The 11,097-nt window shown below is 37.4% G+C and carries 9 protein-coding genes, 1 tRNA gene and 1 pseudogene; 6 read left to right on the forward strand and 5 right to left on the reverse strand.

Features of this window, described 5'->3' with window-relative positions:
- Positions 1-4: 4 nt before the first annotated feature.
- Positions 5-970 (reverse strand): ADP-glyceromanno-heptose 6-epimerase, encoded by a 966-nt coding sequence (gene rfaD / locus ACOXY8_RS16500; protein WP_458332720.1) that lies wholly within the window; start codon positions 968-970, stop codon positions 5-7.
- A 138-nt stretch (positions 971-1,108) separates the two neighbouring features.
- Here rfaD and ACOXY8_RS16505 point away from each other — a divergent pair, with 138 nt between their 5' ends.
- Both ACOXY8_RS16505 and lpxB read left to right on the forward strand, forming a co-directional pair.
- A complete protein-coding gene (locus tag ACOXY8_RS16505) occupies positions 1,109-1,528 on the forward strand; it encodes a 6-pyruvoyl trahydropterin synthase family protein (protein ID WP_458332721.1) in 420 nt (139 codons plus the stop codon).
- Between the two features lie 11 nt (positions 1,529-1,539).
- Positions 1,540-2,655: a lipid-A-disaccharide synthase gene (gene lpxB, locus ACOXY8_RS16510; RefSeq protein ID WP_458332722.1), complete on the forward strand. Its 1,116-nt coding sequence runs from the start codon at positions 1,540-1,542 to the stop codon at positions 2,653-2,655.
- On the opposite strand, the gene clpX is transcribed toward lpxB, so the two are convergent.
- From clpX to ACOXY8_RS16530, 4 genes are all read right to left on the reverse strand, one after another.
- Positions 2,642-3,868 (reverse strand): ATP-dependent Clp protease ATP-binding subunit ClpX, encoded by a 1,227-nt coding sequence (gene clpX / locus ACOXY8_RS16515; protein ID WP_458332723.1) that lies wholly within the window; start codon positions 3,866-3,868, stop codon positions 2,642-2,644. The genes lpxB and clpX overlap by 14 nt on opposite strands.
- 14 nt (positions 3,869-3,882) lie before the next feature.
- Positions 3,883-4,554 carry a ClpP family protease gene (locus tag ACOXY8_RS16520; protein WP_458332724.1) on the reverse strand — a complete coding sequence of 224 codons (672 nt, stop codon included), beginning with the start codon at positions 4,552-4,554 and terminating at the stop codon, positions 3,883-3,885.
- 82 nt (positions 4,555-4,636) lie between these two features.
- Positions 4,637-5,956: a trigger factor gene (locus tag ACOXY8_RS16525; RefSeq protein ID WP_458332725.1), complete on the reverse strand. Its 1,320-nt coding sequence runs from the start codon at positions 5,954-5,956 to the stop codon at positions 4,637-4,639.
- A gap of 76 nt (positions 5,957-6,032) precedes the next feature.
- Positions 6,033-6,114 (reverse strand) — tRNA-Leu (locus tag ACOXY8_RS16530).
- A gap of 102 nt (positions 6,115-6,216) precedes the next feature.
- On the opposite strand from ACOXY8_RS16530, the pseudogene ACOXY8_RS16535 reads away from it, so the two are divergent.
- The 4 genes and pseudogenes from ACOXY8_RS16535 to ACOXY8_RS16550 all read left to right on the forward strand — a co-directional run bounded on the left by ACOXY8_RS16535 (position 6,217) and on the right by ACOXY8_RS16550 (position 10,673).
- A pseudogene (locus tag ACOXY8_RS16535) lies at positions 6,217-8,441 on the forward strand (RelA/SpoT family protein).
- An 83-nt stretch (positions 8,442-8,524) separates the two neighbouring features.
- Positions 8,525-8,998, forward strand: coding sequence for a Fur family transcriptional regulator (locus tag ACOXY8_RS16540; protein WP_458332726.1), 474 nt, complete (start codon positions 8,525-8,527; stop codon positions 8,996-8,998).
- A gap of 57 nt (positions 8,999-9,055) precedes the next feature.
- Positions 9,056-9,397 carry an STAS domain-containing protein gene (locus ACOXY8_RS16545; RefSeq protein ID WP_458332727.1) on the forward strand — a complete coding sequence of 114 codons (342 nt, stop codon included), beginning with the start codon at positions 9,056-9,058 and terminating at the stop codon, positions 9,395-9,397.
- A 7-nt stretch (positions 9,398-9,404) separates the two neighbouring features.
- Positions 9,405-10,673 carry an adenylosuccinate synthase gene (locus ACOXY8_RS16550; RefSeq protein WP_458332728.1) on the forward strand — a complete coding sequence of 423 codons (1,269 nt, stop codon included), beginning with the start codon at positions 9,405-9,407 and terminating at the stop codon, positions 10,671-10,673.
- Positions 10,674-11,097 lie beyond the last annotated feature (424 nt).

Genomic DNA, 11,097 nt, shown 5'->3' on the forward strand with positions numbered 1-11,097 from the left:
TGGTTTATAAAAATTTATTTTCCTTTAAATAATTTTTGACGTAGTCGTCTATTCCTTCCTCTAAGCTAATAAAATTCATGCCATATCCGATGGATTTTAGCTTATTCATATTAGCTTCCGTAAAGTATTGATACTTATCGCGGATATCGCTTGGGGTATCTATGTAAGAAATATCTTCTTTCTTGTTTAAGGCACCAAATACGCCTTTTACCAAATCAAGGAAGGTGCGAGCTTTTCCGCTGCCGAGATTATAAATACCATTATGCTTGCGTTGCTGCATTAAGAAGTAGCAGACATTCACCACATCTTTTACATATACAAAATCTCTCATTTGTTCGCCATCCTTATACGCTAGATTATGCGATCGGAATAGTTTCATGCTTCCATTCTGTTCAATTTGGTTGAATGCATGAAATATTACAGAAGCCATTCTGCCTTTGTGGTATTCATTAGGGCCATATACGTTAAAGAATTTCAAACCAGCCCAGAAGAATGGTTTTTCCTCCCGCTCTATTACCCATTTATCAAATTCATTTTTGGACTCTCCGTACGGATTTAATGGCTTCAATTGATCAAGCTTTGTTTCGTCATCCTCATATCCATTTTCTCCCAAACCATAGGTAGCAGCAGATGATGCATAAACAAGCGGAATTTGATGCTTTACACATTTTTCCCAAACCAATTTAGAGTAATCTGTATTTAGCTTCCAAAGTAATTCACGATCAAACTCACTTGTATCTGTTCGTGCACCGAGGTGGAATATAAACTCAACCTCTTCTTGGTTCTCTTCAAGCCATTCAATAAAGTTATTGCGATCGACTTTATGTAAGATCGTTTTATTCTCTAGATTCTTATTTTTGGTTGCATTTGAGAAATCATCAACGGCAACAATGGCATTAAAGCCTTCGGAATTTAATTTCCAAATAAGGCAACTGCCAATAAATCCCGCTGCACCAGTTACTATTATCATATTCAAGCTTTTTTACAAAATTACAGAATCCAATCCTTTTGGGCTAATAGCTACATGCTTAAAGCTTTTATTCTATGGCAAAGTTCAACTATTTAAAACAGTTGTAACAATGTATATTTGCAGCAGAATTGACAAGCAATGATTTACGTTAGCAGAAAAGAGCATTTTAACGCAGCCCATAAACTTTACAACCCATCGTGGACAGTAGAGAAGAACGAGGAGATTTTTGGTCCATGTGCAAATGCCAATTGGCATGGCCATAACTTTGAATTGATTGTAACAGTGAAAGGAAAGCCAAACCCTGATACTGGTTTTGTAATTGATTTGAAGCAATTGAGTACGCTTATCAGGAAAGAAATTATTGATAAGGTGGATCACAAGAATCTCAATTTGGATGTCGATTTTATGATTGGCAAAATGGCCAGTTGCGAAAATTTGGTGCAGGAGTTTTGGAAGATATTAGCTCCAAAAATTCAAGAAATTGCTCCTGAGGCTCAATTGTACAAGCTTACTCTTTATGAGACGCCTCGAAATTTCGTAGAATACCTAGGCGAATAAATGCTTTTGTGTTGAAACTATACTTTATAGCAGGTGAAAAATCAGGTGACTTGCATGCCAGCAATGTATTGCAGCAGCTATTTTCACTTGCGTCAAAAGCGGAGATACGAGGTATAGGAGGGGACAAAATGCAAAAGGCCGGTATGGACTTGTTTTTCCATTATCGCCATATTGCTTTGATGGGATTTTGGGAAGTTTTTAAAAATCTACGATCTCTCAAGAAAATCATTGCAAATACAAAAAAGGATATATTGGAATTTCGGCCTGATGCAATTGTATTAGTCGATTCGGCTGGTTTCAATCTTCGCATGGCTCGCTTTGCAAATGAGCATCAGATTCCTGTTATTTATTATATCTCACCAAAAGTATGGGCTTGGAATACAAGCAGAGCTTGGAAGCTGAAAAAGCTGGTTGATAAAATGCTGGTGATTTTTCCTTTCGAAGTTGAGTTTTTTAAAAAATTCGATTGGCGGGTGGATTATGTTGGAAATCCAAGTCATGAGCAATTGAGTTCTTTAAAGCCTTCCTCAGACTTTCTAACTCGAAATGGCCTGAACGAATTGCCTATTATTGCACTTTTACCTGGAAGTCGCTTGCAGGAGGTTAAGAGCTCTTTACATATATTTCAACAGCTCGAAAGCCGATTCCCAAATCATCAGTTTGTAATTGCTGGTATTTCTGATCATCCCAATGAGCTTTATCCTACTGCTACCTCCCGCCTTCAAATGCTTAAGGATCAAACCTATGATCTTTTATTAAATGCGGAGGCTGCTGTAGTTGTTTCTGGAACAGCATCATTAGAAACGGCCATTTTGAATGTGCCGCAAGTTGTAGTATATCGGACAAGCCCAATTTCTTATTTTATAGGAAAAAGACTTATAAAAATCCCTTATATTTCATTAGTGAATTTGCTGCTTGGAAAAGAATTAGTAAAGGAATTAATTCAAGATGAATTCAATGTGGAAATGCTGACAAAGCAATTATCATTAATCATTGAAGGGGGAGAAAGGCGGGAGGATATATTGCTTGGCTACCAAAGCATTAATTCACAATTGGGCACAAAAAAAGCTTCACTGAATACAGCAAAGCTTATTTTTGATTATGTAAATGAAACTAAGCAGCTTTAAGCTTGCTGAATTTAGATTTCTCGATCTTTTCTTGAGCATATTCTCTGCTCACCATAAAATCCTCTGGATCTTCCGCACTTGGTAGCTCAAACATTGCATCTGTGATAATTGCTTCGCAAATACCTCTTAAGCCCCTTGCTCCCAATTTAAACTCAATTGCTTTTTCAACAATATAATCTAAAGCATCGTCTTCGAACTGGATTTTAATTCCTTCCATTTCAAATAACTTCTGGTATTGTTTTACCAAAGCATTTTTAGGCTCTGTAAGGATATTACGAAGAATGGTAGCATCCAAGGGATTAAGGAAAGTCAATACTGGAACGCGACCTACTAGTTCAGGAATAAGTCCAAAGTTCTTCAAGTCAGATGCTGTGATGTATTGCAATAAATTTTCATCATTGCCGGCAAACTCATCTCTATTTTTAGCTGAGAAGCCAAGAGGCTGTGTATTGAGTCGCTTAGCAATATTTCTATTGATGCCATCAAAAGCACCACCACAAATAAAGAGAATGTTCTCTGTATTTACGGCAATCATTTTTTGATCAGGATGCTTACGTCCCCCTTGTGGCGGTACGTTCACAACTGTTCCTTCCAATAGCTTCAATAGAGCTTGCTGAACTCCTTCGCCACTCACATCTCTAGTGATGCTTGGGTTATCAGATTTTCTAGCAATCTTATCTATCTCATCAATATACACGATACCACGCTCTGCAGCTTCTACATCATAATTTGCTGATTGTAGTAGACGAGTCAAAATGCTTTCTACATCTTCACCAACATATCCAGCTTCTGTAAGAACAGTTGCATCTGCAATACAAAATGGCACCTGAAGTATTTTGGCCAAAGTTCTAGCCAGATAGGTTTTTCCGGTTCCTGTTTCACCCACCATAATAATGTTCGACTTTTCAATCGTTACATCATCTTCTACTTTGGTTTGAGTCAATCGCTTGTAGTGATTATAAACCGCTACTGAAATTACCTTTTTTGCTTCATCCTGACCAACTACAAATAGGTCAAGGTACTTTTTCATGTCTATAGGTTTCACCAAATTAAATCGCGGAGCGGAAAACTTTTGCTTAGTCTTCAATTCTTCCGCTAATATTTGGTTTGCCTGTGTAATGCACTTATCACAAATGTGAGCATGTATACCTGAAATCATCAGGTCTACATCTTTTTTGTGCCTTCCACAAAACGAACAAGTTACTTGTGCCATGTTTATTGGGTTAATTAACCTTTTTTCTTTTCTAGGACTTCATCAATTAGTCCGTATTCTTTAGCTTCTGCAGCTCTCATCCAATAGTCTCTATCCGAATCCTTTTCAATCTTGTCATAAGATTGACCGGAATGCTTGGATAAAATTTCATATAGATCTTTCTTAACCTCTAGAGTTTGCCTTAAAGCGATTTCCATATCTGAAGCTTGACCTTGCATGCCACTCATTGGTTGGTGAATCATAATACGTGCATGAGGTAGAGATGATCTCTTTTTAGGAGCACCACCCGCAAGTAATACAGCTCCCATAGATGCAGCTAAGCCTGTGCAAATAGTTGCAACATCTGGAGTTACATATTGCATAGTATCATAGATACCTAGACCTGCATATACTGAACCTCCCGGACTGTTAATATACAACAAAATATCCTTCTTAGGATCAGTTGATTCCAAGAATAACAATTGAGCTGTGATAATATTGGCAATATTGTCATCTACTTGCATTCCAAGAAAAATGATTCTATCCATTATCAAGCGAGAAAAGACATCAATTTCTCTAAAATTCGTAGGTCTTTCCTCAATAACCGCCCTTGTCATATTCTCAATCCTTGTAGCAAAGCCATCTATTTGACTGCCACTTATACCCATACTTATGGCATATTTTCGAAATTCCTCTTTGTGATTCATAAAATTTTTTAGTCGAAGTATGCAAAAATAAAAAAAAAGCCCTTTTAGCAAAGGACTTTTTTAAACATTTCATGGGTTACTTTTAGTTCGAAACTTTCGTCCTAAATTCTTCCCAACCAATTTTTTTATTTTTAATAGTGATTTTCTCTTTGATTACATCCATGGTTCTGTCGAAGCTAATTCTTTCTACCATGTTCATGTAATTCTTTCCGTCCTCACCTTTAAGATAATTGTCTGCCCATTGCCTCATGTTGGCGTCCATTTCCTCACTTTGCGGCATGTTGCCGAACTGAGCTCTTAACAAATCCATAGTCTGGCTGATTACATCTTCATGTTCAACCTTTATTTCATTATCCTTCTGGATTTTATTTAAGATTAACTCCCAACGGATTCCTTGCTCGTGGTTAGGATACTCTTTTTCAATCTGCTCAGAAGTAGCTTTTTCATTCCTCAATGTAAGCCACTTTTTCAAGAAGGTGTTTGGTAGCTCAAATTTTACATCAGAAACAAATTTGTCTCTTATCTGTCTAGTCAAATAGCCATCGATTTCTTGCTGATAGTTTTTAGCCATTATAGCTTTCACTTCAGCAACAAACTCTTCTTCATTGCTAGCCTTTCCAGCACCAATGATTTTATCAATAAATTCTTGGTCAATTTCGGCCGGCTTTACAGACGTGATGCTTTTGATTTCAGCTTCTACTGATTCTGGTAAGTCTGAACCTTTTTCTAAGCCTAACCATTCAATTGCATCTTCCTTCTTCATCCATTTTACTGGCTCAATCTGGATTTTCTCTCCTTCTTTTTTGCCAGCAATAGCTTCTCTACCAGCTTTTTTGAGATCAGTAACGATAATAGTCTTAGCATTTTCTGCATCCTCTTCACCAGCTAGTTCTACTGCAACAGTAGCTTCATCAGTCACAGATTCTAAAGTTTCAGCTGTACCATAGTCTCTTTTTAGATTTTCTATGGTTTGATCCAATTCCTTTTGATCAACTTCGATTTCGTAGCTTTCAACAACCACATTCTTATCCAATGGCACTTCAAACTCTTCAGCCATACCTATCTCGTAGGAAAAAGTGAAGTCGCTTGGATTGTCCCAATCAGCTTCATCTTGGTCTTCATACGCTGGAATAGGCTCACCTAAGATTGGTAAGTTTTCATCCTTTATGTAGTCTTGGAGTTTATGAGATAGTAAATGATTGATTTCTTCTACTAGTAAAGATTTGCCATACATCTTCTTGATGAAGCCTGTAGGAACTTTTCCAGGCCTAAAGCCCTTGATCTGAGCCTTTTTACCGTATTCCTTAATTTTTCCTTCCCATTTGGATTGATAATCCTCTGGTTTTAATGTAATTTTAATAACGGCTTCTGTAGAGTCCCTTTTGTTTAATGTTATTTCCAAAGCTGAAAATTTTTGTGGTGACCTATAAATTTAAAAAACCCTCAAACCGATATTTACCGGATTCGAGGGCTTTTAGTGCGGATGGAGGGACTCGAACCCCCATGCCTCGCGGCGCTAGATCCTAAGTCTAGTGCGTCTACCAATTTCGCCACATCCGCGGCTTTCTAAATGAGTGTGCAAATGTAGTATATATTTTTTATTTGTCTAATATTTTCTCAAAAAAAATTGTTTAATCTTACATCAAATTGATAGGGTATAAAATGGTGAATATAGATCCAGAAGTAGAGAAGAAAGAAATTATAAGTGCCTACAGGAAATTGTTAAGGCATGCAAAACCATTTTTGAAAGAAGGTGATGCCAAGTTGATAAAAAAGGCCTTTAATTATTCATTGGAGGCACATAGAGGAATGAGGAGGAAATCGGGTGAGCCTTATATTTTCCACCCCATTTCAGTTGCCCTTATAGCTATTGATGAAATAGGTCTCGGTACTACTGCCATCATTTCTGCGCTTATGCACGATGTGGTGGAAGATACAGATATAGAGATTGAAGATATCAAAAGAGAGTTTGGGCCAAAAGTCGCCCGCATTATTGATGGCCTTACCAAGATATCAGGTGTTTTCGAATATGGTACGAGTGCCCAAGCAGAGAATTTTAGAAAAATGCTTCTTACCCTTTCTGAGGATGTAAGAGTTATTTTGATAAAACTTGCCGACCGCCTGCATAATATGCGGACTTTGGATAGCATGCCTCAGAATAAGCAATTGAAGATTGCATCAGAGACCATCTATCTATATGCTCCATTAGCACATCGACTAGGTCTCTATTCCATGAAAACGGAGCTTGAGGATCTTTATCTCAAGTTTACCGATCCTGAAAAGTATAGAGAAATCACTGAAGCGATAAATGAAACCAAAGCGGCTCGGGATAGATTTATTCGTTCGTTTATTTCGCCAATTCAAGGTGAACTGAATAAAATGAATTTGGAATTCATCATTAAAGGAAGACCAAAGTCTATCTTCTCCATTTGGAATAAAATGAAGAAGCAGAAAATTCCATTTGAAGAAGTTTACGACCTATTCGCAATACGTATTATAATAGAGACTCCACCTGACAATGAGAAGGCAGCCTGCTGGCAAGTGTATTCCATAGTCACCGATTATTACAAGCCTAATCCCGACCGACTTCGAGATTGGATTTCCACTCCCAAAAGTAATGGCTATGAATCGCTGCATACAACGGTGATGAGTAAAACCGGCCAATGGGTTGAAGTGCAAATCCGAACCTCCCGCATGGACGATATTGCTGAAAAGGGCTATGCAGCTCATTGGAAATATAAAGCTTCCGGACAGGAACAAGGCTCTGGTTTGGATAAGTGGATTACAAAAGTGAGAGAACTTTTAGAAACTAATGACACTAATGCAATTGAATTTGTCGATGATTTCAAATCGAATCTTTTCCACGACGAAGTTTTCGTTTTTACACCCAAAGGTGAATTGAAAGTTTTGCCTAATGGAGCCACTGCTTTAGATTTTGCCTTCGAAATACATTCGGAAGTTGGCGCCAAGTGTTTAGGTGCAAAAGTGAATCAGAAATTGGTCCTATTAATTATGTGCTGAATAATGGTGATCAAATAGAAATTCTGACCTCTACAAAGCAAAAACCAAGTGAGGATTGGTTGCGATTTGTGGTTACCTCCAAAGCTCGAAGCAAAATCAAAGAAACCTTGAAGGAAGAAAAGCGGGAGGTTGTAGAAATGGGCAAGGAAATAGTCGAACGCAAACTCAAACATTTGAAGGTGCCTTTTACCCATGAAATCGCCAATCAGCTGAGGGCTTATTTCGATGCCAAAACTGTGTTTGATTTCTACTACATGGTAGGCAAAGGAAAAATTGATTCGAAGGACGTTAAGAAATTTAAGGAACTCCGTGTCAAAAATCTTAAATCATCAAAACCGGATATATCTGATGCAAAGTCATTCGAAAGTAATCTTACCGAGCTCACTGGTAAAAAGCGAGATCAATTGCTTATAGGTGAGGATCTAGATGTAATTGACTACACATTAGCCAAATGTTGTAATCCAATTCCTGGCGATACTGTATTTGGTTTTGTTACCATCAACGAAGGAATCAAAATACATCGCACCAATTGTCCGAATTCAGTTGAACTATTATCTAATCATGGCAATAGAGTAGTTAAGGCAAAATGGACGAGTCAACAAGAAATTGCATTTCTAGCTGGCTTGAGAATTATTGGCACTGATAGAGTCGGTTTGATGAACGATGTCACAAGTATTATATCAAGTGAACTAAAAGTAAATATTCGCTCTATTACTATTGAGACAGATCAAGGAATTTTCGAAGGTACTATTATGCTATATGTAAATAATACAGAGCATTTAGATCAATTAATGATGAAACTAAAGAGTGTGCAAGGTGTTACAAGAGTCCAACGATTTGACAATTCTCCAGAGATCAATCAATAATTTGAAGTCTTTTCTGGCATACAGTTAAGCGTTGCATATAGCTTGTCTGTAATAAATTATATATTTGCATTTAAGTTAAACTCATGGCATTAAACGAGACAATATTTTCGGAAGTAAAAAAGATTTTCACTGCTTATCTTGAAAATAAAGCCTTAAGAAAGACGCCGGAACGGTATGCGATTCTCGAGGAGATTTATTCTAGGTCGGGACATTTCGATGTTGAGTCGCTCTATATAAGTATGAAGAACAAAAATTATAGAGTTAGTAGAGCTACTGTCTATAATACTTTGGATTTATTAGTAGAATGTGATTTGGTGAGCAAACATCAGTTTGGCCAAAACTTAGCTCAATACGAAAAGTCTTATGGTTATAAACAGCACGATCACCTTATATGCACGGATTGTCATCGCGTAGTTGAGTTTTGCGACCCTCGAATTCAAAACATCCAAAATACAGTCGGTGATTTGTTGAAGTTTAATGTGCTTCATCATTCACTAATTCTGTATGCAGCATGCACCAATTCAGTATGCGAGCATAAGAAAGCTGCAAAGAGTTAATTTATACCCTCTTTGATTAACCAGAAAAAAATTAACAGGATAATCAAAATCAAAATTATGGATTTTACATCGAGCTTAAGCGATAAGGTATTAACTCTAACCTTGGATGGCGATTTAATAGGAGAAGAAATTGGTCAATCCTTGATGTCCGAAATCAACGATCACATTCATAAAGGAATTAGGCATTGCATTATCGATATTTCAAAAGTACGCTATGTCAATAGTAGTGGAATTGGCTTATTGATTACCGTCCTTACAAAGTTTCGCAATAAGGGTGGCGATTTGATTTTAATTCAGCCATCTTCGCACGTTCAAAAGTTATTAATCATCACAAAACTTAATGCTATTTTCACAATATGTGACACGATGGATGAGGCATTAAATAAATTAAAAGGCTAAGAGTAAAATGAAAATAAATGTCTTGCTTGGATTGCAATACGGAGACGAAGGAAAAGGTAAAATTGTTGATTTCCTTGCTCCTAAATTTAATATGGTTGCCAGGTTCCAAGGCGGCCCAAATGCTGGTCATACATTAGAGTTCGATGGCAAAAAGCATGTCTTGCATCAAATCCCATCTGGTATATTCAGATCTGATATCCAAAATTTAGTGGGTAATGGTGTGGTATTGGATCCGGTAATATTAAAAAGAGAAATCGTGGCCTTAGAAAATATGGGGCTCGATCTCACCAAAAACCTTTTCCTTTCCAAAAAGGCGCAAATTATCCTTCCTACGCATAGGCTTCTTGATGCTGCCTATGAAAAAGCAAAAGGGGATAAGAAAATTGGTTCTACTTTAAAAGGTATTGGTCCGGCTTATCAAGATAAAATTGGCAGACATGGATTGAGATTAGGTGATATGCAATTACCAAATTTCAAAAGCCTGTATCAAGAGCAAGTTCAAAGACATTTATCTGTTCTTAAGTTTTACAATCATGAATTCAATTTAGAAGAATTGGAACAAGAATTCTTCTCAGCTATCGAGTACATTTCTAAGTATCCTATAGTGGACAGCGAATACATGGTAAATAATGCGCTGAAAAATGGTGAAGCTATTTTAGCAGAAGGTGCTCAGGGTTCACTTTTAGATATTGATTTCGGTAGCTATCCATTTGTGACCTCCTCTTCTACTATGACTGCTGGCGCTTGTGTAGGACTTGGAGCATCTCCTCATTCTATTGGCGAAGTATATGGTATTGTAAAGGCCTACACCACTAGAGTAGGTAGTGGGCCATTCCCTACCGAGCTTCATGATGAGGTAGGTGATAAGCTGAGGAAGGAGGGAAATGAATTTGGCTCTACAACTGGCCGCCCTCGTAGATGCGGTTGGTTAGATCTTCCAGCACTGAAGTATGCTATTATGATCAACGGAGTCACACAGCTATTCTTAATGAAGGCGGATGTACTGAATAACTTTGAGGAAATAAAAGTATGTACGCACTATAAGCTAGCAGATGGCACATTAACAGACCAATTACCATTTGAAATGGGCAAAGAGCCATTAGAGCCTCAATATGTAAGTCTGAAAGGATGGAATCAAGATCTAAGCGATTTCACAACTTTTGATGCGCTTCCTAAGAATCTTAAAGATTACGTAAAGTATATAGAGGAAGCTCTTTCTTTACCAATAAACTTGATTTCAATAGGCCCAGATAGGACCCAAACTATTTTGAAATAGGTATTGAAAATCTTTTTCACTCTACATCAGCTCTCTACAGTTTTATTAGAAAATACTTTGGGGAATGTTTGCTAAAACGAGAGCTGATGTATTACCTTTGTCCTCCCATCAGGCGGATGGCAGATAGAAAAGAGGAAGATAGCGGAGTTGTTTTTGAGGCGGTAAATTTTTCTTTCTTTTTTTTCGTTTTAATTTGGATTAAGAGAAAGTTTTTTCTTACCTTTGCATCCGCTTTTGGAAGGAAGGCGGGAGGAAAGGATCGGAGAGGAGGAGTTGCTCGGGAAACGAGTGACGAGTAATCAAGAGAAATCGGCAACAATCATAGGGATATGATCATTTAGTACAACCGGAAGGGTTGTGCTGAAAAGTTCTTTGAAAAGATGGATAGGATAAACAGCAAACCGTTTTAAGGACTCGTTAGAGA

It is taken from the genome of Peijinzhouia sedimentorum (assembly GCF_049340005.1).
Taxonomy (GTDB): domain Bacteria; phylum Bacteroidota; class Bacteroidia; order Cytophagales; family Cyclobacteriaceae; genus CAXBDP01.

Coding starts and splice junctions, on each gene's coding strand:
- ACOXY8_RS16540 (WP_458332726.1), top strand. CDS start 8,525: ATGGCATTAAACGAGACAATATTTTCGGAAGTAAAAAAGATTTTCACT.
- ACOXY8_RS16520 (WP_458332724.1), bottom strand. CDS start 4,554: ATGAATCACAAAGAGGAATTTCGAAAATATGCCATAAGTATGGGTATA.
- clpX (WP_458332723.1), bottom strand. CDS start 3,868: ATGGCACAAGTAACTTGTTCGTTTTGTGGAAGGCACAAAAAAGATGTA.
- ACOXY8_RS16545 (WP_458332727.1), top strand. CDS start 9,056: ATGGATTTTACATCGAGCTTAAGCGATAAGGTATTAACTCTAACCTTG.
- ACOXY8_RS16505 (WP_458332721.1), top strand. CDS start 1,109: ATGATTTACGTTAGCAGAAAAGAGCATTTTAACGCAGCCCATAAACTT.
- ACOXY8_RS16550 (WP_458332728.1), top strand. CDS start 9,405: ATGAAAATAAATGTCTTGCTTGGATTGCAATACGGAGACGAAGGAAAA.
- rfaD (WP_458332720.1), bottom strand. CDS start 970: ATGATAATAGTAACTGGTGCAGCGGGATTTATTGGCAGTTGCCTTATT.